Source organism: Hydrocarboniphaga effusa AP103, from assembly GCF_000271305.1.
GTDB lineage: Bacteria > Pseudomonadota > Gammaproteobacteria > Nevskiales > Nevskiaceae > Hydrocarboniphaga > Hydrocarboniphaga effusa.
The window spans coordinates 156,971-179,840 of sequence record NZ_AKGD01000004.1; the positions used below are offsets into that span (position 1 = coordinate 156,971).

At 64.0% G+C, this 22,870-nt stretch carries 23 protein-coding genes; 13 read left to right on the forward strand and 10 right to left on the reverse strand.

What is annotated here, in order from left to right:
- Genes WQQ_RS20030 through WQQ_RS20040 form a run of 3 tightly spaced genes read right to left on the reverse strand, consistent with a single transcriptional unit; the run spans position 1 to position 1,545 of the window.
- Complete coding sequence (locus WQQ_RS20030; RefSeq protein WP_040455196.1) at positions 1-633, reverse strand: cation efflux transmembrane domain-containing protein; 633 nt, start codon at positions 631-633, stop codon at positions 1-3.
- A 20-nt stretch (positions 634-653) separates the two neighbouring features.
- Entirely contained in the window at positions 654-929 is a 276-nt protein-coding gene (locus WQQ_RS20035; protein ID WP_007187085.1) for a hypothetical protein, read from the reverse strand.
- Positions 913-1,545 (reverse strand): cation efflux transmembrane domain-containing protein, encoded by a 633-nt coding sequence (locus WQQ_RS20040; protein WP_007187086.1) that lies wholly within the window; start codon positions 1,543-1,545, stop codon positions 913-915. The genes WQQ_RS20035 and WQQ_RS20040 overlap by 17 nt, the downstream gene beginning before the upstream one ends.
- A gap of 93 nt (positions 1,546-1,638) precedes the next feature.
- Between WQQ_RS20040 and cadR the strand changes: the two genes are divergently transcribed.
- Complete coding sequence (gene cadR / locus WQQ_RS20045; RefSeq protein WP_040455198.1) at positions 1,639-2,079, forward strand: Cd(II)/Pb(II)-responsive transcriptional regulator; 441 nt, start codon at positions 1,639-1,641, stop codon at positions 2,077-2,079.
- 103 nt (positions 2,080-2,182) lie between these two features.
- Here the strand turns inward: cadR and cueR are convergent, their stop codons facing one another.
- From cueR to WQQ_RS20060, 3 genes are all read right to left on the reverse strand, one after another.
- The gene (cueR, locus tag WQQ_RS20050) at positions 2,183-2,629 is read right to left on the reverse strand and encodes a Cu(I)-responsive transcriptional regulator (protein WP_007187088.1); all 447 of its coding nucleotides are present in this window, start codon (positions 2,627-2,629) and stop codon (positions 2,183-2,185) included.
- Between the two features lies 1 nt (position 2,630).
- A complete protein-coding gene (locus tag WQQ_RS20055; protein ID WP_007187089.1) occupies positions 2,631-5,030 on the reverse strand; it encodes a heavy metal translocating P-type ATPase in 2,400 nt (799 codons plus the stop codon).
- 99 nt (positions 5,031-5,129) lie between these two features.
- Positions 5,130-5,321, reverse strand: coding sequence for a heavy-metal-associated domain-containing protein (locus WQQ_RS20060; protein WP_007187090.1), 192 nt, complete (start codon positions 5,319-5,321; stop codon positions 5,130-5,132).
- Positions 5,322-5,501: 180 nt separating this feature from the next.
- Between WQQ_RS20060 and WQQ_RS20065 the strand changes: the two genes are divergently transcribed.
- The 11 genes from WQQ_RS20065 to WQQ_RS20120 all read left to right on the forward strand — a co-directional run bounded on the left by WQQ_RS20065 (position 5,502) and on the right by WQQ_RS20120 (position 18,500).
- A complete protein-coding gene (locus WQQ_RS20065; RefSeq protein WP_050997779.1) occupies positions 5,502-7,667 on the forward strand; it encodes a TonB-dependent receptor family protein in 2,166 nt (721 codons plus the stop codon).
- Positions 7,668-7,801: 134 nt separating this feature from the next.
- Complete coding sequence (locus WQQ_RS20075) at positions 7,802-8,242, forward strand: hypothetical protein (RefSeq protein ID WP_157534811.1); 441 nt, start codon at positions 7,802-7,804, stop codon at positions 8,240-8,242.
- 197 nt (positions 8,243-8,439) lie between these two features.
- Positions 8,440-10,113 carry a TolC family protein gene (locus WQQ_RS20080; RefSeq protein ID WP_007187092.1) on the forward strand — a complete coding sequence of 558 codons (1,674 nt, stop codon included), beginning with the start codon at positions 8,440-8,442 and terminating at the stop codon, positions 10,111-10,113.
- Between the two features lie 48 nt (positions 10,114-10,161).
- The gene (locus WQQ_RS23350; RefSeq protein WP_007187093.1) at positions 10,162-10,476 is read left to right on the forward strand and encodes a hypothetical protein; all 315 of its coding nucleotides are present in this window, start codon (positions 10,162-10,164) and stop codon (positions 10,474-10,476) included.
- Positions 10,476-11,912, forward strand: coding sequence for a multicopper oxidase family protein (locus tag WQQ_RS20090; protein ID WP_040455204.1), 1,437 nt, complete (start codon positions 10,476-10,478; stop codon positions 11,910-11,912). The genes WQQ_RS23350 and WQQ_RS20090 overlap by 1 nt, the downstream gene beginning before the upstream one ends.
- A gap of 18 nt (positions 11,913-11,930) precedes the next feature.
- Positions 11,931-13,001: a c-type cytochrome gene (locus WQQ_RS24525; RefSeq protein ID WP_007187095.1), complete on the forward strand. Its 1,071-nt coding sequence runs from the start codon at positions 11,931-11,933 to the stop codon at positions 12,999-13,001.
- A gap of 53 nt (positions 13,002-13,054) precedes the next feature.
- A complete protein-coding gene (locus WQQ_RS20100) occupies positions 13,055-15,382 on the forward strand; it encodes a heavy metal translocating P-type ATPase (protein ID WP_050997780.1) in 2,328 nt (775 codons plus the stop codon).
- Positions 15,379-16,374 carry a rhodanese-like domain-containing protein gene (locus WQQ_RS20105; protein ID WP_007187098.1) on the forward strand — a complete coding sequence of 332 codons (996 nt, stop codon included), beginning with the start codon at positions 15,379-15,381 and terminating at the stop codon, positions 16,372-16,374. Before WQQ_RS20100 ends, WQQ_RS20105 begins: the two co-directional genes overlap by 4 nt.
- Positions 16,371-17,423 (forward strand): transporter, encoded by a 1,053-nt coding sequence (locus tag WQQ_RS20110; protein WP_157534813.1) that lies wholly within the window; start codon positions 16,371-16,373, stop codon positions 17,421-17,423. The genes WQQ_RS20105 and WQQ_RS20110 overlap by 4 nt, the downstream gene beginning before the upstream one ends.
- 64 nt (positions 17,424-17,487) lie before the next feature.
- Positions 17,488-18,003 carry a DUF411 domain-containing protein gene (locus WQQ_RS20115; protein ID WP_083844671.1) on the forward strand — a complete coding sequence of 172 codons (516 nt, stop codon included), beginning with the start codon at positions 17,488-17,490 and terminating at the stop codon, positions 18,001-18,003.
- A complete protein-coding gene (locus tag WQQ_RS20120) occupies positions 18,000-18,500 on the forward strand; it encodes a MerR family transcriptional regulator (protein WP_007187101.1) in 501 nt (166 codons plus the stop codon). The genes WQQ_RS20115 and WQQ_RS20120 overlap by 4 nt, the downstream gene beginning before the upstream one ends.
- A gap of 107 nt (positions 18,501-18,607) precedes the next feature.
- On the opposite strand, the gene WQQ_RS20125 is transcribed toward WQQ_RS20120, so the two are convergent.
- Positions 18,608-18,985: a four-helix bundle copper-binding protein gene (locus tag WQQ_RS20125; RefSeq protein ID WP_007187102.1), complete on the reverse strand. Its 378-nt coding sequence runs from the start codon at positions 18,983-18,985 to the stop codon at positions 18,608-18,610.
- 213 nt (positions 18,986-19,198) lie between these two features.
- On the opposite strand from WQQ_RS20125, the gene WQQ_RS20130 reads away from it, so the two are divergent.
- A complete protein-coding gene (locus WQQ_RS20130) occupies positions 19,199-20,494 on the forward strand; it encodes a type II restriction enzyme NmeDI-related protein (protein ID WP_007187103.1) in 1,296 nt (431 codons plus the stop codon).
- Here the strand turns inward: WQQ_RS20130 and WQQ_RS23935 are convergent.
- The 3 genes from WQQ_RS23935 to WQQ_RS23355 all read right to left on the reverse strand — a co-directional run bounded on the left by WQQ_RS23935 (position 20,456) and on the right by WQQ_RS23355 (position 22,831).
- Positions 20,456-21,475 carry a YheT family hydrolase gene (locus WQQ_RS23935; RefSeq protein ID WP_083844672.1) on the reverse strand — a complete coding sequence of 340 codons (1,020 nt, stop codon included), beginning with the start codon at positions 21,473-21,475 and terminating at the stop codon, positions 20,456-20,458. The two genes, WQQ_RS20130 and WQQ_RS23935, sit on opposite strands and share 39 nt — an antisense overlap.
- Positions 21,476-21,493: 18 nt before the next feature.
- Positions 21,494-22,045 carry a hypothetical protein gene (locus WQQ_RS20140; RefSeq protein WP_007187104.1) on the reverse strand — a complete coding sequence of 184 codons (552 nt, stop codon included), beginning with the start codon at positions 22,043-22,045 and terminating at the stop codon, positions 21,494-21,496.
- A gap of 99 nt (positions 22,046-22,144) precedes the next feature.
- Complete coding sequence (locus tag WQQ_RS23355) at positions 22,145-22,831, reverse strand: helix-turn-helix domain-containing protein (RefSeq protein WP_050997782.1); 687 nt, start codon at positions 22,829-22,831, stop codon at positions 22,145-22,147.
- Between the last annotated feature and the right edge of the window lie 39 nt (positions 22,832-22,870).

A 22,870-nucleotide genomic window follows, 5' to 3' on the forward strand; every position in this document is an offset into this window, starting at 1 on the left:
TCAGTTCTTTTTGGAAGAGGAAGAAGGCTCGGACGCCTCTTCGGCGATTTCGAGTATTTCGCGGCCGCCGCGAAAGGCGATCGCGGCAACGACCAGGCCGATCACCAGATCGGGGACCGGCGATTCGCTCCAGAGCACCAGGGCGCCGGAGACGACGATGCCCAGGTTCACCAGCGTGTCATTGCTCGTGAAGATCCACGAGGCCGCGAAGTGCGCGCCCTCGTCCCGATGGCTGCGCAGCAGCTTCAGGCACACCAGGTTCAGGGCGGCGTTGCAGGCCGCCCAGATCATCATGGCGATGCCGATGGGCTCGGCACCCGAGAAGAAGCGGCGCAGCACCTCGATCGCCAGCATCAGGCTGAAGCCGATCAGCAGCCAGCCGCTGATGCGTGCGGCCCGAGCCTTGTGTGCGGCGCTGCGGCCTTCCGCATAGAGGGATACGCCGTACACGCCAGCGTCGCCCAGGTTGTCCAGCGCGGCCCCGACCAAGGCCGTGGACTGCGCCCATGCGCCGATACCGCCGCCGGCGACCGACTGGAAGAGATTGATCGCCAGCACCTTGCGCAGCGCCGATCGATTGGCCTGCGCGGCCATTTTGCAGGGGTCCCCTGGCTTGCCGCAGTTGTCGCTCATGTCGGCCTCCTATCGAAGGTTCAGCCCAGGGTTGCCCAGTAGCTCTTCTCGTCGCCGCAGCCCGGCGACAGCCGCCGAATCCAGATGCTGCCGACCAGTTGGACCAGGATCAGGCCGATATGCAGGATCATCAGTAGCAGCCCGGCCGCCGCGCCAGCCGGAATTGGGATGAGCAGGGCGGCACCTGCCATCACCTCCACGATGCTGATGTGGCGCTTGGCCAGCAGGTGATGCAGCAGGTGCAGGGTCTGGACGGCCAGCAGCGCCATCCAGGTGATTTCAGGCGTGAGCGACATGGGCGATCTCCTTCAGTTCGGCACGAGCTTGGGTGATGACGGAGCGGGCAGCCGACAGACCCAAGCCCGCCATGATCACGGCGACCAGCAGGTCCGGCCAGGCAGCGCCGAGCCCGAACACCCCGCCAGCGGCGAGGATCACCGCGATGTTGCCGATGGCGTCGTTGCGCGAGCACAGCCAAACCGAGCGCATGTTGGCGTCGCCATCGCGGAAGGCGTAGAGCATGACCGCTACGGACACGTTGGCGGCCAGCGCCAGGGCACCGACGACACCCATGGTATATGCCTCCGGCACGATGCCGTTGAAGCCATTCCAGGCAGCCTGGGCCAGCACGAAAACGCCGTAGATGCCCATCGTCGCGCCCTTCACCAGGGCTGCCCGGGAGCGCCACACCAGGGCCATCGACAGCACCAGCAGGGAGACACCGTAGTTGGCCGCGTCCCCGAGGAAATCGGCCGCGTCGGCGAGCAGCGAGACCGACCCGGCGTTCCAGCCGGCCCCCAACTCCACCACGAACATGACCGCGTTGATGACCAGGGCGATCCAGAGTGCCCGGCGGTAGCGTGGGGTCACCTTGCCCTGGCAGGAATTGCTGGCGCAGCAGGAATCGCCCATGGCGGTCTCCGATTGATCTGGATGCCATTGAACACCCTGTAGCCACTACAGGGTCAAGGGGCTAGGATAGGACCGGACTTGCCGGGGGTGGACATGCGAATCGGAGAATTGAGCGAAGCGACAGGAGTGGACGTCGAGACCATCCGGTACTACGAGCGCTCGGGGTTGCTGCAGGACCCCGAACGTCTTGCCAATGGCTACCGGGCCTACGGTGCCGTCCACTTGGAGCGCCTGTCTTTTATCCGGCACTGCCGGGCCCTGGACATGCCCCTGACCGACGTCCAGCGCTTGCTCAGCTTTGTCGATCAGCCCCAGGCCGACTGCGGCGACATCAACCGGCTGATCGACGAGCACCTCGTGCGGGTCCGCGCCCGCCTGAAGTCGATGCGCGCCCTGGAGAAGCAACTGACGACCTTGCGGACTCACTGCGAGGCCGGACATACCGCCAGCGAGTGCGGAATCCTGCAGGAGCTGGTGTCCGCGGCGCATGGGGAGGCGTGTGCATGCCATCCAGCTCCCTCGCCAAAAGGCTGATCCCAGATGGCTATATGTTTGCCTGCGACGTCAGCCTGGAGGGCAATCTTCCTTCTCAAAAACCTCGATCCGTCTATGCTTGGCCGACGGAGGACGTCACAAACTATGGCGAGCGGCCCAGATCTTCGAGGATTGGACAGTTTGGCCGGTGATCACCGTGGCAGGCACCTACCAACTGTGTAAGCGTGTCACGCATGCCTTGCATCTCGGCGATTTTGGCATCGAGCTCCTCGATATGCCGGGCGGCCAGGCGTCGCACTTCGGCACTCTTTCGACGGCTGTTCTGCCACAGCCCCAGCAAGGCCTCGATTTCCTTCATCGAGAAGCCGAGGCTGCGACCACGCTTGATGAAGCGCAGGACATGCAGATCGCGGTCGGAGTAGATCCGGTAGTTGGACAGCGTCCGCTCGACCCGGCTCAGCAAGCCGAGCGCCTCGTAGTGACGGATCATTTTCGCCGTTACGCCGGTCGCCTCGGCGGCCTGGCCGATGTTGTGATAGCCGCTGCTAAGCGCCTCCGCGGTCTCCAGGGTCGGCTTTGTACGGCGCATCCTAGTCTCCTCGCCCCTGGTCTTCGGGACGCCATCTGGCCAGTGTAAGTGCATTGGCGACGACACTGACGCTGCTCAGGGCCATCGCGGCTCCGGCGACCATGGGACTTAGCAGGCCAAAGGCGGCCAGCGGAATGCCGGCCACGTTGTACAGAAAAGCCCAGAAGAGGTTCTGGCGGATCTTCCCGTAGGTTTTGCGCGAAATCTGTATCGCCGCCGACACCAGGGCCGGATCGCCACGCATCAACGTGATGCCGGCGGTGTGCATCGCCACATCCGTACCGGTAGCCATGGCAATGCCGACGTCGGCTGTCGCAAGCGCCGGAGCATCGTTGATGCCATCTCCGACCATGGCCACGCGGCCGCCCTGCTCCTTCAACATCTGGACCTCATGCGCCTTGGCCGCAGGCAGGACTTCGGCACGCACCTGATCGAGTCCCAGCTGCTGGCCTACCAACCGCGCACTACCCCAGTTGTCGCCGGTCAGCATGACGGTGCGGATGCCCTGACGACGCAGCACGTCGACGGCAAACCGCGCGGTCGGCTTCAGCGGGTCCCCGAATGCCAGCAGCGCGATCAGGCGTGGCGCCTGCGCGGCTTCCGCCAGCCAGGAGATCGTGCGTCCCTGGGCCTCCAGGGCACTGCTGTGTTGCTGCAGCAGGGTCTCGGGCAGACCCAGTTCGATCATCAGACGCGTGCTGCCGAGCACCAGGCGGCGTCCGGATACAACGCCCTCCAGCCCCCTGCCCGGCAAGGCCCGAAAATCGGTGACCTGCGCGGGGATCAGGTTCTTCTGGGCGGCGGCCGCCACTACCGCTCGTGCCAGCGGGTGCTCGCTGCCGGACTGCAACGCGGCCGCGATGGCCAAGCTCGCCGACTCATCACCATCGAAGGCTTTGAGGGCGACCAGTTCCGGCCGACCGGCCGTCAGCGTGCCGGTTTTGTCGAAAACGACGGTATCCACTTGGTGGCCCATTTCCAGGGCTTCCGCATCCTTGATGAGAATGCCGTGGCGCGCGGCCACGCCGGTCCCGGACATGATGGCCGTGGGGGTAGCCAAGCCCAGGGCGCAGGGGCAGGCGATCACCAGCACGGCGACGGCATGCAGGATGGCCGCCTCCCAGTCGCCTGATACCAGACCCCAGCCCAGCAGCGTGGCCAATGCGATCACCAGCACGACGGGAACGAACACCGCACTGACGCGATCGACCAGCTTTTGAATCGGTGCCTTCTTCGCCTGGGCCGACTCCACCATGCGGATCACCCTGGACAGCGTGGATTCGGCACCCACGGCGAGGGTCTCGGCGACCAGCAGGCCCTCGCCATTGACCGCCCCGCCGGTCAGCCGACTGTTGATTTCTTTGGCGACCGGCATGCTTTCGCCGGTGATCAAGGATTCGTCGACGTGGCTGCGTCCCTCTATCACTTTGGAATCGACCGGAATACGTTCTCCGGGTCGGATCACGACGAGATCGCCGATTGCAACCTGCCCCAGCGGTACCTCTCGGTCCTCGCCGCTGCGGCGCACACGCGCGATTTCCGGGCGCAGGGCCTGCAGCGCCCGAATCGCCGCGGTCGTCTGCCGCTTGGCGCGCGCTTCCAGCCACTTGCCGAGCAGTACCAAAGTGATCACGACTGCCGAGGCTTCGAAGTACAGGGTGTCCGCCGGACGTCCCTTCAGGATCTGGTACACCGACAGGCCGTAGGCTGCGCTGGTACCGATAGCCACCAGCAAGTCCATGTTGCCGGCGCCTGCCTTCAAGGCCTTCCATGCGGCTCGATAGAACCGGGCGCCGAGCAGGAACTGCACGGGAGTGGCCAGCGTCCACTGCACCCAGCCGGGCAGCATCCAGTGCTGTCCGGCGATCATGCCGATCATCGGAAGCAGCAGCGGCGCCGAAAGGGCTGCAGCCGCCGCAACCGGAATCCAGCCAGGCCATCCGCCCCTGCCGGGTGCCGAGTGCGTAGCCTGCGTTGCCGGGCTGGCGGTATAGCCGGCGTGTTCAATCGCCGCGGTCAGGGCAGATACGGGCGTTTCGCCGCTTACCCGGACGGTCGCTCGCTCGGTCGCAAGGTTCACCGATGCATCGAGCACACCGGGGATTTCACGAAGCGCCTTCTCGACCCGCCCGACGCAGGACGCGCAGGTCATTCCTTCGACTGCGAGTTCCACCGTGCCCTCGGCAACGCCATACCCCGCGTCACGTACCGCGTTCTGCAGGGACTCGATAGATGTGCTCGGGTCGGCACTGACGGTCGCATTTTCCATTGCCAGATTGACCGTGGCTTCATGGACGCCCGGCACTTTCATCAAGGCCTTCTCCACCCTGCTGACACAGGAGGCGCAGGTCATGCCCTCGATCTGGAACTGCCAGAGTTCGGATGCTGTGGACATATTCATGGGCGATCTCACTGATATGCGGACATGCTAAGGGTTACCACGATGGCAAGGTCAAGGCGCCGCGAGCGGAGGTCCCAGGGCGCCTGCTTCCTAGCTTGATTAATGCACCGGATAGCCGGCGTCGCTGAGCGCCTTGCGCAGCGTGGTGTCGCTGACCGCCGATTCGACGCTGACGGTTTTGCTCGACAGGTCGACCTGGACGCGAGCGTGATCGTCGGCGGTCTGCAAAGCCTTGGTGACACGCGCGACACAGTGGCCGCAGGTCATATTGGGGACATGGAACTGGTACATGCGATATCTCCATTTGTTCGTCATCCGCGGATCGGACGATGACACTTTCCACCTTCCCATCATGGGAAGGTCAAGTCAGTGCCTTTCAGAGATCAAAACCTTGGAGTTCGCTTCACGATGCGAATGACTATTGTTCTCGTATATTCTCCGCGCCGCCTTGGACAACAATGGACAACGAACATGAAGCGCAAGATGGCATGGGGTTTGGCGTCGGCGGCATTCACAGCCGGCCCGGTTGCGGCGGAGGAAATGCCGGCGTCGGCTCTTCCACCAGCCCCCGTGGTGCTGGAGGCAGTCACCGTGGTGGGCTCGCCGCTGGAGGCGGATGGCCTGGCAGGGAGCAATGTAACGATTGATGCGGAAACCCTGGAAACTTCCCGGGTCTTTACGACGAATGAGGCACTCAGGAAAGCGCCGGGCGTGAACGTGCGCGACGAGGAGGGACTAGGACTGCGTCCCAACATCGGCATCCGGGGACTGAACCCGACACGCTCCACCAAGGTCCTGCTGCTGGAAGACGGGATACCGCTGGCCTATGCCCCCTATGGCGACAACGCGAGCTACTACCATCCGCCCATCGACCGCTTCGACCGCGTCGAGGTCCTGAAGGGTTCGACCATGAACCTCTACGGCCCGCAGACCATCGGCGGCGTCATCAACTACATCACTCCCGTCCCGCCGCAGGAGCTTTCCGCCGGAGTCGCTCTCACCGGGGGAAGCCGGGACTACTTCAATGGTCATGCCTTCGTGGGCGGTAAGGGCTTGCTGCTGGACTACGTTCGCAAGCAGGGCAACGGCGCCCGCGACAATACGGATACCGAACTCAACGACATCAACCTGAAGGGGGTTTTCGACCTGTCCGCCGAGCACCAGCTGATTGCCCGGGCGAACTACTACGCCGAGGATTCGAACGTCACCTATTCGGGCCTGACGGATGCCGAGTACGCCAACTTCGGAGCCCGCTACAACCCGTTCAAGAATGACGAGTTCGATGCGGAGCGGGTCGGTCTGTCATTGAGCGAGCGCTGGACCATCAATCCTGCTTCGTCTCTGACGACCCAGGTGTACTGGGCTGATTTCTCACGCGACTGGTGGCGACAGTCGTCCAGCACCACGGATGGCCAATGTGGTGCCGCCTTTACCGCTGCCCGGCGCGCAGGCACCGCCGTCGATCCGGATACCTGTGCAAGCGCTCAAGGACGCCTACGTGACTACTACACCTATGGCGTTGAGCCTCGATACCGCCTCACCCACGGCCTGTTCGGCCTGAGCAATGAACTTCAGGCCGGGGTGCGCGCGCACTTCGAATCCCAGGACCGCGTCCAGCTGAACGGCACATCGCCCACCGCTCGGACAGGCACGACCGCCGAGAGCAATGAGCGGCGGACCGACGCCTACTCCGCTTTCATCCAGAACCGCTTCGGGTTCGGCAAGCTTTCGCTGATTCCCAGCCTGCGCATGGAGAACGTCAGATACGAGCGCAAGAACCGGATGACCGGTGCCAGCGGCGATGCCGACCTGACCGAACTCCTGCCTGCCCTTGGCCTCAACTACCAGGGCAGCGAGGCCTACACAGCGTACGCCAGCGTCCATCGGGGCTTTGCGCCGCCCCGCACCGAGGATATCGTCAGCAATAGCGGGACCAGCGTGGATATCGACGCCGAGCAAAGCGTCAACTACGAGTTCGGTCTGCGCGCACGACCCGTCTCTGGAGTCGCTTTCGAGCTCACAGCGTTCCGCAACGACTTCCGCCGGCAGATTGCCGTGGGTTCGATCGCCGGCGGCAGCACTCCCTTGGCCGTTGGCGAAACGCTGTACCAGGGCATCGAGCTTTCAGGGCGCGCCGACATCGGTCGCCTGCTGGGCTGGAGCCAGCGGCCCTTCATGGAGATCGCCTATACGCTGCTGCCGACGGCCAAGTCGGAATCTCCGTTGCGCTGTGTGGTTACGTCTGGAACCACCTGCGCGGCCGGCGACCCTGTTCCGGGCAGCGCGGCCGGCAAGCGGCTGCCATACGCCCCCAGAAACCTCTTCACGGGCACTTTGGGTTATGAGCATGCGGCCGGGTTTGACCTGCGACTGGAGGGCGTTTTCATCGACGACCAGTTCAGCGATTTCGCCAACACGGAGGACGCGCCGGCGGATGGGACCGGCCAGGTCGGGAAGATCGACAGCAGCCTGATCTGGAACGCGGCCGCGAACTATCGGGTGCCATCGGTGGCGGGCCTGAGTCTCTTCGTCACGGCCAAGAACCTGGCGGACAAGGACTACATTGTCGACCGGACCAGAGGCATTCTGACCGGCGCGCCAAGGTTGGTACAGGGCGGTTTCGAGTACAAATTCTGACCCGGATACAGGGGCTCGGGCACACAGGCCCGGGCCCCTATAACCCCGGAGCCGGCTCCAGACTCAAGCCCTCATTATTCAGGCACATGGTGAACTTTCCCCACTTGCCAGCGACTAAGCGCTGGTAACACACTATGAAAATGCGCCTGCTCAAGCCCTTGTTGGCCGTACTGCTCGCCTGGACGTTCTCGTTCCAGGCGATGGCCGGCATCGTGGGCATGTCCTGCAGGCACCCGGCGAGCTCAATGCCGGCTTCGGTTGCAGAGGCCATGCAAGCCGACCCTATGGCCATGCATCACGACCATGCGGCAATGATGCAGGCGCAGGGCGAGCACGCCGGCCACGTGATGGCAGCTTCTTCGGACGACGCGACCCAGGCCATCAAGGTCCCCGGCTGCGACTGTGGCTGTGATTGCGCCAAGGTCGGTTGCAGTGGCGCCTGCCCCGGAGTAGCGGCTGTCTTTTCCCCCTCTACTCTCGCCTTCCCCGTCGAGAGTCAGCGCGCCATTTTGACGCCCCTCGCGCCTTCGCGCGCTCATGTCCTCGCCCTGATCCGTCCCCCCAGTATGTCCTGAGTTGAAGCCGCGTTTGCGGCGCAGGTGACCCCTGCCCGCAATCCCGTGGCTATGCCGTGGCCCACCCGCCGCGGAACAACGCTCAAGGATTCCTGGGAGGATTTGTGGTTCCCCGAAAATATCTCTATGTACCAGCGCTTTCCGCAGCGCTGCTCAGTGGCTGCGCGAGTATTCCTTCGGACTGGGGACGGTCCGACGTGGCTGATCTGGCCCGTTCGCATGGTCGATCAGCACCGGACGGCAGCGAAGCGGCCGCCTTTACGCGACAGGCGCTGGATCGGCCACTGACCCCCGAGATCGCGGTCCAGTTGGCCCTGCTCAACAACCCTGGCCTGCGCCGGGATACCGCCGAACTGGGTTTCGCCGCCGCCCAGGTTTATGACGCCGGGCGCTTGGCCAACCCGGTTCTGAGCGCGGTGCGTCTCTCTCCCGGCGACTCCGCGGCAGCCAACGCCAGCCTCACGCTCGGCATTGCCGTGAACTTCGTCAATCTGCTGTTCCTGCCGGCCAATTCCCGCTTTGCCGGTGCGCAATTCGAAAGCGCGAAGCTGTCCCTCGCCTCCAGGACCCTGGATCTGGCAAGCGAGGTCGAGGCGGCCTACTACGAGGCGGTGGGCGCCGAGCAGCTGGCGCAGATGCGCGAGGCTGTCGCCAAGGCTGCGCGCGCCTCGGCGGGTCTCGGACAGCGCTTCTTCGATGCCGGCAACATCAGCCGGCGCGAACTGGCCATGGAACAGGCCTCCGCCAGCCAAGCCGAGCTTGACGCCCTCGCCGCCCGAGCCGAGGCCATCGAGGCGCGCAGCAAGCTGCATCGCCTGATGGGCCTGTCATCCTCTCAGGACGTCTGGGCGCTCGAAGCCCGCTTGGCCGAACCCCTGCCGCGCGAAGACAACCTGGACGCCCTGATCAAGCTCGCCGCCGAGTCGCGCCTGGACGTCGCTGGCGCCCGCAAGAACGCCGAGGCCTTGGCTACCCGCTTCGGACTGGAACGCCGCACCCGCCTCATCAACGGCATCCAAATTGGCGTCGAACGCGAGAAGGATTTCGACGGCTCGATCAACGTCGGCCCCACGCTGGAGCTGGAGCTGCCGCTCTTCAACTGGGGCGGCGGTCGCGTCGCGGCGGCGCAGGCCTCGCTCGCCCAGGCCGAAGCCAGTCTCGATGAGGCGGTTCTCGACAGCGGCAACGAGGTGAAGCTCGCCTACGCCAAGCTCGTTTCGGCCAAGACCCGGGCGGAGCGCTATCGCGATGCCCTGATTCCGCAGCGCGAGGCCGTCGTGGCGCGCATGCAGGAAGAGGTCAACTACATGCTGGTCGGCATCTTCGAACTGCTCGTCGCCAAGCAGCAGGAATACGAAGCCTATGCCGGTTATCTGGAAGCCGTGCGGGACTACTGGATCGCCCGGGCCGAACTCACCCAGGCCGTGGGGCGCAGGCTGCCCAGCAGCGACCAGCCGGTCGAGGCGACGCTCTATCCGGCGGAGCTGACGCGCCCCAAGGGAGCCCCGATGGATCATTCCAGCCACGCGATGCCGGGCATGGACCACTCGAAGATGGGCATGGACGATATGGAAGGAATGGACGGCATGGAGTCCATGCCCGGCATGCCCGGCATGAACTCTTCGCAACCCGACGCAGTGCCCTCCCCGTCCGGCCACGCCGGGCACGGCATGAAGTCCGGAGAGGGTTCGGCGACGCCGATGGACCACAGCCAGCACGGCCAATCTTCCACTCCGGCCAAGGACGCCCAAAGCGATCACGACATGGGCGACATGCCGATGCCCGGGATGGAGCACAAAAAGCCGGCGCCTCCCACGCGACGCAAGGATATCGAGCAACCCGTGATCCAGGAGCAGCCGCATGCCCACTAAACCCTTTTCCCCGACGCCCCCCGGCGTTTCTCAAGCAGGAGTTTCACGATGAACACGCTTTTCCGCAGCACCCTCGTTGCCGCCGCCGTTCTGTTTGCGCAGGGCAGCTGGGCCCACGACCCGGCCGAGCACGCCAAGGAAGCCGCCGCCGCGAAGGCGGGGCCCGATTGCGCCTCGATGAAGAACATGGACATGTCGAAGATGGACATGAACGACCCGGTGATGAAGGCGATGCACGAGAAGTGCATGAGCCAGAAGAAGCCGGCCGGTGGCATGAGCGACATGGACCATTCCCAGATGAAGGGAATGGATCAGAAGTCCGGCAGCAGCAAGCCGCCGGCCGACAGTCACGGAGGCCACTGATGGTCACACGACGCGACCTGTTGCAAATGATGGGCGCGGGTGGCGCTGGCCTTCTGGCCAGCGCTCCCGCCCTCGCCCAGCACGAGGGTCACAACATGGCCGACATGCCGGGCATGAGCGGTGCCGGGATGGCCAACGCCCCTGCCCCTGGACTGAAGGTCCCCTCGACGATCAAGCGCCATCCGCAGGGTTATCTGCCGGTGCGCACGCTCAATGGCTGGACCCTGCCTTACAAAATGAAGGGCGGCGTCAAGGAGTTTCACCTGGTCGCTGAGGAGATCGAGCACGAGTTTGCGCCGGGATCCCGAGCCAAATGCTGGGGCTACAACGGGACGACACCAGGGCCGACGATCGAGGCTGTCGAGGGCGACCGCGTGCGCATCTTCGTCACCAACCGCCTGGGCGAGCCGACCAGCGTGCACTGGCATGGCATCGATCTTCCCAATGGTTTCGACGGAGTCGGCGGTCTGAACCAGCCGCATATCCAGCCGGGTGAAACCTTCGTCTACGAGTACACGCTCAAGCAGCATGGCTCGCACATGTACCACCCGCACGCCGACGAAATGACGCAGATGGCGTTCGGCATGATGGGCATGTTCATCATCCACCCGAAGGACGGCGAAGGCGTCCAGATCGATCGCGACTACGCCTTCCTGCTGCACAACTGGGCGCTGCATCCGGGCACCTACCGGCCCGATCCCAGCATCATGCAGGACTTCGACCTGTGGACCTTCAACAGCAAGACCTTCCCGGCGATCGAAAACCTGGTGATGCGCACCGGCGAGCGCGCGCGTATCCGGATTGCCAACCTGTCGATGTGGAATCACCCAATCCACCTGCACAGCAATCCGTTCTGGGTCACCGGCTCGGATGGCGGTCGCTGGCCGGAAGCGCAATGGCGCCGCGAGGTAACCGAAATCGTGGGCGTTGGACAGATCCGCGACATCGAATTCGTCGCCACCGAGCCAGGTGACTGGGCCTTCCACTGCCATATGGCGCATCACACGATGGGTCCGATGGGACATGGCATTCCCAACCTGGTCGGCGTCGACCAGTCCGGCGTGGAAGCCGACATCCGCAAGATGCTGCCCGGCTATGGCGCCATGGGCCGCTACGGCATGGCCGAGCACGGGGGCCATGTGGCGATGGGGCTGAAGGGCCCCGAGAACACGCTGCCGATGATGACCGGCGAAGGACTGTACGGCCCCATTGAGATGGGCGGCATGTTTACGGTCGTGAAGGTGCGCGACAACCAGCCGGCCGGGGACTACCGCGATCCGGGCTGGTACCGCAATCCACCCGACAAGATCGCTAGGCGTGTCTCCAGCGACCCGGATTTCGGCAATCCCCCACGGCGCGATCCATATGGACCGCGGCAGGAGCCGGCAGCGACGCCGGCCATGCCGAAGATGGACCACTCCCAACACGGCGGCTGATCTCCCAAAGGCCTGGTCATGAAATTCCTCAAACCCTTGCTGCTGCTGTTGGTGCTCGGCGTCCTCGGCGCCATCGGCTTCATCTACTCCGGGGCCTACCCCATCGGGGCCGATGACGCTCACACCAAGCCGGTCTACCTGGCCCTGGAGACCCTGCGCGAGCGCTCGATCGCCGTCCGCACAGGGGACATATCCGTACCGGCCCTGGACGACTCGCAGATGCTGCTGTCCGGCGGCGCCGACTACAACGACATGTGCGCCGGCTGTCACCTGAAGCCAGGGAAGACCGAATCGGATATGTCGATCGGCCTGTATCCGAAGCCGCCGAACCTGGCCATGCCCGCCGGCATGCATGGGGAAGGACAGGATGAGCATGACCATGGTGACGAGAAGGCCAGCGCCGCCCGCCAGTTCTGGATCATCAAGCATGGCCTGAAGATGACGGCGATGCCGGCCTGGGGCGCCACGCACGACGATCAGCGCATCTGGGCGATGGTGGCCTTCCTCCAGAAGCTGCCCTCGCTGACGCCGGAGCAGTACCAGATCCTCACTGCGCGGGGCGAAGGGGATTCGGGCATGGATCACGCCGACGCGGCGCCGGCTGCGGCGCCTCCATCGGCCGGCGACGCTCACGGCGGCCATGGCGGCATGGACATGTCGCAAATGCCGATGTCGGAAGCGGGATCGGCCACGCCGGACGCCGAGAAGGCCGTGGAGGCCTTTCGATCGGCCCTGAGGGCTGGCGATCGGGCGGTCCTCTCGTACTGGCTTACCGACGACCTGCTGGTCTACGAGGGGGGCGGCGCCGAGCGCTCGCGCGACGAGTTCCTGGCCTTGCACGCCGGGGCCGATGCGGCCTTCCTCAAGGCCTCGAAGGTCGATCTGCTCAAGCGCGTTTCTGGAAGCAGCGGTGACAGTGCCTGGGTCAACTCGGAGTACCGCATCCGCGGACAGTCCTCCAAGGGCCGGCCCATCGACGTGCTGAGCACCGAGACGATCCTGCTCCGCAAGACCCCCCAGGGCTGGCGCGTCCAGCATGTCCACTGGTCCTCGCAGGACTACGCCGCTGTCGCGGCCCCTTCGGCCTGAGCGCGGAGGATAGGACCATGAGCGACTGCTGTGGCGACTCTGGAAGCACGCCGATGGCACGCGATCCGGTTTGCGGAATGAAGGTGAATCGGGTCACGGCGCTGCGTCACGAACTCCAGGACAAGGTCTTTGTGTTCTGCAGCGAGCGCTGCCGGCAGAAGTTCATCGCCAATCCGGCCCAGTACCTGGCGCCGCCGCCATCGTCCGTGGGCGCTCCCTCTGATGCCGATACCTTGGCAGCCGGTAACGGTGTGATCTACACCTGCCCCATGCATCCCGAAGTACGACAGCCAGGGCCGGGAAGCTGCCCAAAGTGCGGCATGGCCCTGGAACCAGAAGCACCGTCGCTGGAGCAGGACGACAGCGAATTGCGCGACATGCGCAAGCGCTTTCGCATCGGGCTGGCACTCACCCTGCCCCTGCTGGTCCTGTCGATGGCTGAGTTCTTTCCCCACCTGGAGCTGATGCGCCGCATCGGGCATGGGGTGTGGAGCTGGAGCCAGCTCGTGCTGGCCACGCCGGTGGTTCTCTGGGCGGGCGCCCCCTTCTTCGTCCGGGGCTGGCAGTCGATCCGTCAGCGCAGCCTCAACATGTTCACGCTCATCGCGTTGGGCATCGGCGCGGCCTACGCCTTCAGTATCGTGGCGACCCTGGTGCCGGGGTTGCTGCCCGAGACGTTCCGCATGGCCGGCGGTGCGGTGCCGCTCTACTTCGAGGCCGCAGCGGTCATCACGGTGCTGGTGCTGCTGGGACAGGTCCTGGAGCTGCGCGCACGCTCGCAAACCTCCAGTGCCATCCGCTCCCTGCTCGAACTGGCGCCCAAGACGGCGCACCGAGTCGATGATCAGGGAAACGAGACAGACGTGGATGCGCGGCACCTGCAAGCGGGCGACCGCCTGCGGGTGAGGCCTGGCGAGAAAATTCCGGTGGACGCCGAGGTGCTCGAAGGCGAGAGCCATGTCGACGAATCGATGATCACCGGAGAACCCGATCCGATTCGCAAGCAAGCCGGGGACAGTGTTACCGGTGGCACGATCAATGGGCGTGGCAGCCTGCTGATGCGCGCCGCCCGCGTCGGCAAGGACACGCTGCTCGCGCAGATCGTGCAGATGGTTGCCGAAGCGCAGCGATCGCGTGCGCCGATCCAGCGCCTCGCGGATGTGGTTTCGGCCTGGTTCGTGCCGGCGGTCATCGCCGTGGCTGTGGTGGCCGCGACCATCTGGGGCTTGTTCGGTCCCCCGCCCCAGCTGGCGACGGCTCTGGTCGTGGCCGTATCCGTGCTGATCATCGCCTGCCCCTGCGCGCTCGGCCTGGCGACCCCGATGTCCGTGATGGTCGGGATCGGCCGCGGCGCCCAAGCGGGTGTCCTGATCAAGGACGCCGCCGCATTGGAGCGACTGGAGAAGATCGATACGCTGGTCGTCGACAAGACGGGCACATTGACCGAAGGCAAGCCCAGCTTGCGCTCGGTGTTGCCCGTTGGCCGCTTCTCCGAAGCGGAGGTGTTTTCACTGGCTGCCGCCGCAGAGGCGCTGAGCGAACATCCCTTGGGCCGCGCGATCGTCGAAGCGGCCGCGCTACGCACACCGGGGCCTACGCCCCCCGCCTTGGAGTTCGGCTCCGACCCCGGGCTTGGCATCTGGGCGACCGTCGGCGGCCGCAAGGTCCTGGTCGGGAACCAGCGTCTGCTGGAAGCTCGTGGAGTAGCGACGGAGGCTCTGCTCAGCCCAGCCGAACTGGCCCGTCTCAAAGGCCAAACCGCAGTGCTAGTGGCCATTGATGACCGGCCCGCCGGCGTCATCGCCGTCGCCGACGCCATCAAAGCCTCCACACCCGAGGCCATCACGAAGCTGAAAGCGGCCGGTCTCCGGATCCTGATGCTGACCGGCGACAATGAGCGCACCGCACGCGCGGTCGCCGAGGAACTCGGCATCGAGGAGGTCATCGCGGACGTTCTGCCCCAGCATAAGGCGAGCGTCGTGCAACGCTTGCGGCGCGAAGGCCGCCGCGTCGCCATGGCGGGCGACGGCGTCAACGATGCCCCGGCGCTGAGCTCTGCCGATGTCGGCATCGCGATGGGCACGGGCACCGATGTGGCCATGCAGTCGGCCGGCGTGACTCTGCTCAAGGGCGATCTGCGCGGTATCGCGCGTAGCGTGGCGCTGTCCCGCGCCACGATGCGCAACATTCGCCAGAACCTGTTCCTGGCCTTCGTCTACAACGCCCTGGGCGTACCCATCGCGGCCGGTGTGCTGTATCCGCTCTTCGGCCTGCTGCTGTCGCCAATGCTCGCCAGTGCCGCGATGAGCCTGTCCTCCGTGTCGGTCGTGGCCAATGCCCTGCGGCTGCGTTCGACACAGCTCTGGCCGGAGCCCACATGAATATCGGTCGCATCACACCCGCAGCTTTGGGCGAACGCCTTCGGCACTCGCCCGCGCCGCTGCTGCTCGATGCCCGACGCCGTGATGCGTTCCGACGAGAACCGCTGGCGCTCCCTCATGCGGTCCCGATCTACATGGACGAGCAGCCACCGCAGCTTCCCGATCTGCCGCGCTCAACGCCAGTCGTCGTCTACTGTCTGTGCAACGGACAAGCTTCGAGCACTCGCGTCGCACGTTGGCTCGAAGCAGCTGGATACCGCGACATTGCCGTCTTGGACGGCGGATGGCCCGCCTGGCTTGCCGGCGGCGGCGTGACCGCGGTGCTGGCCCCCGAAGCCCGGCGTCAGATCGCCCAATGGGCCGTCCTGGGTGAAGAGCCGCAGGGCGATCTCATTGCAGAAGCCGCATTCCTGCGAGGCCTGGTCTTGCCGGCCCGCCGTGAACTGGCGGTGCTCTTTGTCGATATGGTCGACTCCACTCGCCTGTTCGCGACCCACTCCCCCGAGCAGGTACTTAGCCTGGTGCAGGCCTTCATGGAGATCGTGACGGAAATCGCCGTAAGCCATTGCGGCGATGTCCACGACTTCGAAGGCGACGGTGCCATGCTGTACTTCGCCAGCCCCACGGAGAGCCTGCCTGCGGCCTTCGCCATTCGTGATGCGCTCGCCGAACGCCGTGTGACTCGCCACGACCTCCCCGAGGTACGCATGGCCCTGGACTTCGGTCCGCTGATTATTGGCCGGATTGGCGGCCGCGAACGCCGCGGACTTTCCTTTATCGGCACGGCTGTGCACACCGCGGCCCGCCTGCTCAAGCTCCCTCCGCCGGGCGGCATTGCCGCAACCGAAGCAGTCATGAACTACGCGCGTATGAGCCACCAGGAACATGCCGAAGCCTTCGTGCTGCACGCAGAGCCGCAACACCTCAAGGGCTTCGACGCCCCCGTTTCGGTGTATCTGACTCATCCGTCGTCCAAGAGGGGAAAAACATGAAGCCATACCCGCAGGCCTTTCTGCTGAGTGCATTGCTGGTCAGCACCCTTCCGGCGCTTGGGCAGGATCGTTCCGCACCGGAGTTCGGGACCTATCCCGTCATTCCCGTGCAGTCCCGGGACATCGACCGGGTGGCCCCCGTCATCCACGGGTTACAGCCGGCGGCGTTCATGCTGGGACACGGGGGCAAATGGATGGCGGCCTACGAGTACGACTACGAACGGATGAACCGCAACCTCGATGGCACCGGAGGGATCAGCGAGGGTGAAATCCTGCAGAACTACTTCGCCGCACCCACCAAGATGAGCATGCAGATGCATATGGGCATGCTGATGTACGCGGTGACCGACGATCTGGCACTGATGGCAACGCTGCCCTACCTCGTCAAGTCGATGGAGCACCTCACCGCCGACGGCGAGCGATTCAGCGAACGCACCAGCGGTATCGGCGATGTCGGACTACGTGCACAGTACGTGGTCTATGCGCAGCCCGATCTGCGCCATCGTGTCCTGCTCAATGCTGGCCTCAGCCTGCCGACCGGATCGATCAACGAGCGCATGAACGGCATGCGCTTGGAGTACCCCATGCAGCTGGGCTCCGGCACCGTTTCCCTGAACCCTGGAGTCGCCTATCTGGGACAGGCCGCGCAATGGGGCTGGGGCGCGGAGTTCTCGCCCAACCTGCGCATCGGCGACAACGACAACGGCTATCGCCTCGGCAACGACTATCGGCTGGGCCTATGGATGATCCGTCGCCTCAACGAGGTGGCCAATGCTTCGGCCCGCGTCGAGGCCCGCCGCGTCGAAAACATCCGCGGCGCCGATGCAGAACTTGATCCCGCGGACGAACCGACCAAGGACGCTTCCCTGCAGGGCGGCAAGCGCCTGGACTTCCTAGTGGGCTTTGACCTGAGGCCGGGCCAGAGCCCCCGCTCCGAGCATCAGAGAGTGTTTCTTGAGGTCGGTGCCCCGGTGTATCAGGACCTGGATGGACCGCAGCTCAAGACCACCTTCCTCGGTCGGCTGAACTGGCAATGGCGCTTCCTGTAGTCCTCGCCCCCAATGACGCGCTGCCACTTCCGTGGCGGCTCTATCGGACCTTGAGTTTTCGGACATGAAATCAGCACGCTCATCGCAGAAGAAATGGCGCCAGTATCTTGGAGCTGGAGCGGCCATGCTCGTCATGCTCGCCGTGTTGTCCGCAGCGTCCTGGTGGGCCACCCGCGCGCCAGGAGCAATCGATGCCGAGACTGTCGTCGTCTACAAAAGCCCTACCTGTCACTGCTGCTCAAAATGGGTCGAACATCTGAGGGTAGCTGGGTTCACCGTCTCGGTGAAAAATGAGAATGCCATGAATCCACTGAAGACGCGGCTCGGCGTTCCGGCCGATCTGGCGTCATGCCATACCGCCCTGGTGCACGGTTACCTCATTGAGGGCCATGTGCCGGCGGAAGACATCCGGCGGCTGCTGGCCGAGCGTCCCAAGGCCAAGGGTCTCGCGGTACCCGGCATGCCGATCGGATCTCCCGGCATGGAACAAGGGGATCGTGTCGACCGGTATGAAGTCGTCCTGTTCAGCGATGATGCTCCGGCCTCGGTGTTTGCTACCCACGGGCCGGCGGCGCCATGACCGTGAGCCGACGAGCCACCCCACCGCAGCGGGCTGGTGGGCTGTCTGCGCTGCCGACCCGCGGCGACGCCCAGGCCTTGCCGCGCGTCACCATTGGCCGCCTAGCAAAACTGACGGACACCACGGTCGATACGATCCGGTTCTATGAACGCCTGGGCCTGTTGCCCAAGGCGCGTCGATCGACATCTGGATATCGCAACTACGGCGCGGACGATGTCGATCGATTGCGTTTCATCCGACGCGTGCGGACCCTGGGGTTCAACCTGGACGAAATCTCGGACATCCTGCGCCTTGAGCATCAGAGCGAGATCACCGGCCAGCTGGAATCCGGTATCGAACCGAGGGTTCGCGAGATCGAGCGTCGCATCCATGATCTCACCGCGATCCGGGACCGCTTGCGGCAACACGCCGGCAAGGCGAAGGGCCGCGCGAAGGGCCGCGCCTCCATCATCACCGAACTGCTGGGCCCTGACAGCTACCAGACCAAGGCCCGATGAAGGCTGTCATGCCACCGCTGGCGTCAGCAGTTCATACTCGAAGGCATCAGGCTAAGGGCTCGGCAAGCGAACTAGTCTTGCCGGCCCCTCTTGCGAGCCGGCGACGATTAGTGGGCGGCGGCGGCCGTGCCCTGCTGGGCACCGCGTGCCGGAGCCTTGCTCGCCATCTGTCGGCAGGCCTCGGCGCAGCGTCGGCAGGCCTCGGCGCACTGCTGGCAGTGATCAGGGGGATGACGTTCGCATTCCTCGCCGCAGGCCTCGCAGATGTCCGCACACAGCTGGCAGATCGCGCCGGCAAACTCACTGCCGCGCGCCATCGCCGAAGCGGCGAAGCGGCAGATCTGCGCGCAGTCCATGTCGAGCGCGACGCAGCGGGCCATCTCCCCGACATCGGGCTCCTGCAGGCAGGCTGTGGCGCAGTGGTCGCAGGCGTCGGCGCAGGCCTGGCAGGCCTCAATGCATTCTCGAAATTGATCGTGGGCCATGTCATTGTCTCCGTGTAAGAAAAGTGGGCTGCGGACCGAGAAGGCCTGCGGCGTTTCTCTTGCAGCAGCCATGCCCGCTCCAGGAGGACAATCGCTTCAGGTGCTTGGCCCGAAATCTCTGGACCTTGATCCGCCGCCCCTCTTTGCAAGATGGGAGAGTTTCGCGGCTGCCTCTTGCAGACTGCAGGCTCCAACCCGAATGAGCGCGCTTCAATGAGTCAACTTCAACCCGAAGACATCGCTGCCGAGACCCGGCAAATGCTGGAGGTCTGGCGTGAAGATCCTGCCGCTACCTATCGAAGCTGGTTTCTATGGGAGGAACGCCTCAAGAACTTCCGCTCTATCCGACGGGGCCTTGCGGCGGTGGTCGAGGAAATCGAGGCGGGGCGCTTCGGCAATGCCTATCGAGGATCCTCGCTGGAGACGGTGGTCAGCAGCATCGCGGAGCAGCGCCAAATCTTCAGGGGCGCGGATCACGCCTTTCTCTGGAAGCCGAAACTGCGCATCCCGGATATTTACGAGAGTCCGGACAATCAACGCGCCTTCGGTCGCTTCCTTCACAGCTGCGCCTGCTGCCAGACTGAAGAACCCGTGCTGGCTGCGATCCAGCAACTGGATGAGCAGCGCATCAAAGGTCTTGGCCCCGCAGCCGCGAACCTGCTGTACTTCTTGCATCCCACCCTGATACCGCCCTTCAACACTGCGATCGTGCGCGGCTACAACATGCTGACCGGCGCACAGGCCAAGCTCGGCAGCTGGAAGGAGTATCTGGCGATGCGCAGAGGCATCCTCGAATTCAACCAGCGGTATCGCCAACTGCTCTCCAATGACCTCGGCGCCATCGGCGGACTGCTGTTCGATATCGGTTCCGGCCGCTACATGGCACCGGCGATCGGTCGCGAAGAGGACCAGATCGCCCAATGGCGGTCGGATGTCGCGCTCGTGCGCGAGCAGTCGGCCCGAATCAGCAGCTCGCTGCGAGTAGCGGCCGAGGGCGATCTCACGCACACCGAGGTGCAAGGCTGGCTGAGAGACCTGGGGCAGGCGCTGGGCTACCTGGTCTGGATCGCCGCCAACGACCGTTCCAGGCCCTATGGCGGCGGTCGCCTGTCCGACGGCTGTGTCGATACCTTGCCGCCCAAGATCGCCGCGGCTGGCAGTGCCGAATCGATCCGGCTGATCGATGTGCTCTGGATCGACCCGGACCAGGAGCGCATTGCCGCAGCCTTCGAGGTCGAGCACACGACCAGCATCTACTCGGGCATCGTACGGATGCTGGACCTCGCTCTTTCCTTCGACGAACCGACGTCCGGCAATTACTTTCTTGTCGCGCCCGATGATCGGCAGGAGCAGGTGCGTGTACAGCTGGGTCGGCCGGCCTTCAGCCGGGTCTCCGACCTGAAGCTCCACTACCTGCCTTACGGCGCGCTGCGCGAGCACCGCACCGCCCTGGCGCGGTTCGGAACGGGGCTAAAGGGCATGCTGAGCCTCGCCGCCCCGTTGCGGTAGCTGCAAGCCCGGACACCTGCATGAGCCAGACCGATCCGAATCAGGCCCGCAGGCTCGCGACAATCTCGAGCTCGATCGGGTCCTCACCAGCAGCTCGCGCGAATCGGCAGCCTGACGTTCAAATCCGGCTTGCAGAAATTCCGACAATCTGCGTTCGAGCCAGCAATAGGGTCGACCAAGTGCACCGGCGCTGACAAAACCTACATGCCCGCCGCGGTGCGCCAATTCCAGTGTAACGTGGGGCGACAATGCCTCCACATCGGGAACGATGTCGGACGTCATAAAGGGATCATCCAGCGCATGCACCACGAGAGTCGAGCGCTGAATACACTTCAAATATTGGCCGCAGGAAGCGTGCGTGTAGTAATCCTCCGCGTTGCAGTAACCCGCCAATGGCGCCGTGCAGGCCTCGTCGTATTCAATAAAATCCTGCGCCGCAAGTGCAGCAGACAAATCGACCAGAGCTGATAGCGGAACCTGGGTATGCTTGCGCCGCAAAGCGACTTTCACCGCGTCGAGCAAGCGCTTTTGGTAGACGCGGGAGAAGCCCGTTCGCAAGCGCTCGGCGCACGGTCGGATATTGAAGGGCACGGAGGCCGCTGCTGCGAGGTTCACCGGTGCCAACTGGCCCTCTTCTGCCAGCGCCTTGAGGGTAAGGTTTCCGCCCAGGGACCAGCCCACCGAAGCGATGAACGCCTGGGGTTCCTGTTTACGCAGCAGATGCCAGAAATAGCGCAGGTCTTCGGTGTCACCCTGGTTGTAGCAGCGGTGCAAGCGGTTCGGCTCCGGTCCCGCGCCGCGCAGCTGCAAAATCACCGTGCGCCAACCTTGCGCTATCAGTTGGCAGGCAGTACCCAGCAGATACTTGGACTCAAATCCGCCGGCAAGTCCATGTACCAGCACCGCCAAGGTGCGGATTCTTCTACTGTTGGTCAGCGAATAGCGCTTCACCTGAGCAGTGAATCGCAGGATTGTGAGCAAGTAATCGCTGGTCCGTGATCAGCAGTTCGCTTTCTGTGCGAGCAGGTGCTTGAGCGCGGTACGTCCGATACGGTTGGGAATCACGAAGGTGTAGCAACAGAGGCCGGCAATAGCCAGGTAACTCAGCCCTGCGACAAGCTGAGCCATTGCGAGACCAAGGCTGCGCGGATGATCGGGTTGGATGCCAAGCACGATCACGGCAACCAGGGCCAGAAGAATCGTGTAAAGCCAACCGAAGGCTTCGAGCTTCGCTGAGGGAGCAAGAGTCACCTCGTCTTTGATCTCGAGTACCCCGGTACGACGGAGGTAGGTGATCAACTCTTCCGTGAGCTTGGCTTTCTTTTTGAGTCCGATGACTGCGGGCCGCTGCTCTTCCAGGACGCTGAACCGATAGATCAGCTTGAATGCACCTTCACCCTCAGTCGCGTACTGATCTCGAACTGCGTCGCTTTGCAGCTTCAGCCATTCCGCAGCTTTTCCAATCGACAAGTTCTCGAAGTAATCGCGCCCAGCCGCTCGGACATCGCATCCCAGTACGACTTGTTGCTTCGAAGTGTCTTCGGTGTCCACGCCTACGATCTCCCTGATCACTACGCTATCGATTTCAATCCGAAAGCCGATTCGTGTCAGAGACAAGCGGAGCTGCTCGAGATCGGCGTTTGTTTACCCTTACTTACTCTTCGGTTTCTTGCTGCCTTCGAAGTAATCGCGGCCGGCAGCTTTGACCGACAGGCCTATGTTCTGTTGGGCTGGTCGAGATTTACCTGCTGCAGGCTTCGATTCAGGCGCCGTAGGTTGCTCGCCCATTGCAGCCTTCAGAACATCGAGCGGTCGCTTTGAGTCGTAGTAAGCAGCCGCAGTGTTCAACGCGCCGCTAATGCGTTCTGCCGAATCTGTCGTTGCGATATGACCGTTGTACAGAATCGCTGCGAGAACAATCTCTTCTCCGGCCTTCAGATAAGGCTTCAACAAGTCACCGAGATCGCCAGTGTCAATCGACGCACCGACTCCAGTCATGCCGGAAAGAAGCTTCGCTGCTTCGGGATCACCTTCGATCTTCGCGAACCTTGCCAGCATGACTTGGGCCGCGATGAACTTGAAAGTTTCGATCGAGACCGCCTGCTCGCCCCTCATTGTCCCTGAGCCATCGAGCAGCCAGTCCACGCTGACCCCGAATGCCTCGCGGATGCGGTACAGGAACTCGGCACCTGGACGCTTCACCCCTCGAATAATGTCGGACATGAAGGCGGGCGACGCATCGATACGCGCCGCAAAATTGCCCTGCGACAGGCCCGTTGCTTTCACCAACTCTGCCAAGCGCGAACCGAGACCTTCCAGGCCGCCCATGGTTGTCATTTTGTTTTCACTTGAGTATCGTTCATGCTCAATAGAGAA

Excerpts from the sequence above, each read along its gene's own strand:
- cueR (WP_007187088.1), bottom strand. The coding sequence starts at position 2,629 with ATGCGCCGTACAAAGCCGACCCTGGAGACCGCGGAGGCGCTTAGCAGC.
- WQQ_RS20065 (WP_050997779.1), top strand. The coding sequence starts at position 5,502 with ATGAAGCGCAAGATGGCATGGGGTTTGGCGTCGGCGGCATTCACAGCC.
- WQQ_RS24525 (WP_007187095.1), top strand. The coding sequence starts at position 11,931 with ATGAAATTCCTCAAACCCTTGCTGCTGCTGTTGGTGCTCGGCGTCCTC.
- WQQ_RS20120 (WP_007187101.1), top strand. The coding sequence starts at position 18,000 with ATGACCGTGAGCCGACGAGCCACCCCACCGCAGCGGGCTGGTGGGCTG.
- WQQ_RS23355 (WP_050997782.1), bottom strand. The coding sequence starts at position 22,831 with ATGACAACCATGGGCGGCCTGGAAGGTCTCGGTTCGCGCTTGGCAGAG.
- WQQ_RS20060 (WP_007187090.1), bottom strand. The coding sequence starts at position 5,321 with ATGTACCAGTTCCATGTCCCCAATATGACCTGCGGCCACTGTGTCGCG.
- WQQ_RS20115 (WP_083844671.1), top strand. The coding sequence starts at position 17,488 with ATGAAATCAGCACGCTCATCGCAGAAGAAATGGCGCCAGTATCTTGGA.
- WQQ_RS20110 (WP_157534813.1), top strand. The coding sequence starts at position 16,371 with ATGAAGCCATACCCGCAGGCCTTTCTGCTGAGTGCATTGCTGGTCAGC.
- WQQ_RS20125 (WP_007187102.1), bottom strand. The coding sequence starts at position 18,985 with ATGGCCCACGATCAATTTCGAGAATGCATTGAGGCCTGCCAGGCCTGC.
- WQQ_RS20030 (WP_040455196.1), bottom strand. The coding sequence starts at position 633 with ATGAGCGACAACTGCGGCAAGCCAGGGGACCCCTGCAAAATGGCCGCG.
- WQQ_RS20035 (WP_007187085.1), bottom strand. The coding sequence starts at position 929 with ATGTCGCTCACGCCTGAAATCACCTGGATGGCGCTGCTGGCCGTCCAG.
- WQQ_RS20100 (WP_050997780.1), top strand. The coding sequence starts at position 13,055 with ATGGCACGCGATCCGGTTTGCGGAATGAAGGTGAATCGGGTCACGGCG.
- cadR (WP_040455198.1), top strand. The coding sequence starts at position 1,639 with ATGCGAATCGGAGAATTGAGCGAAGCGACAGGAGTGGACGTCGAGACC.
- WQQ_RS20105 (WP_007187098.1), top strand. The coding sequence starts at position 15,379 with ATGAATATCGGTCGCATCACACCCGCAGCTTTGGGCGAACGCCTTCGG.
- WQQ_RS20040 (WP_007187086.1), bottom strand. The coding sequence starts at position 1,545 with ATGGGCGATTCCTGCTGCGCCAGCAATTCCTGCCAGGGCAAGGTGACC.
- WQQ_RS23350 (WP_007187093.1), top strand. The coding sequence starts at position 10,162 with ATGAACACGCTTTTCCGCAGCACCCTCGTTGCCGCCGCCGTTCTGTTT.
- WQQ_RS20075 (WP_157534811.1), top strand. The coding sequence starts at position 7,802 with ATGAAAATGCGCCTGCTCAAGCCCTTGTTGGCCGTACTGCTCGCCTGG.
- WQQ_RS20130 (WP_007187103.1), top strand. The coding sequence starts at position 19,199 with ATGAGTCAACTTCAACCCGAAGACATCGCTGCCGAGACCCGGCAAATG.
- WQQ_RS20055 (WP_007187089.1), bottom strand. The coding sequence starts at position 5,030 with ATGAATATGTCCACAGCATCCGAACTCTGGCAGTTCCAGATCGAGGGC.
- WQQ_RS20090 (WP_040455204.1), top strand. The coding sequence starts at position 10,476 with ATGGTCACACGACGCGACCTGTTGCAAATGATGGGCGCGGGTGGCGCT.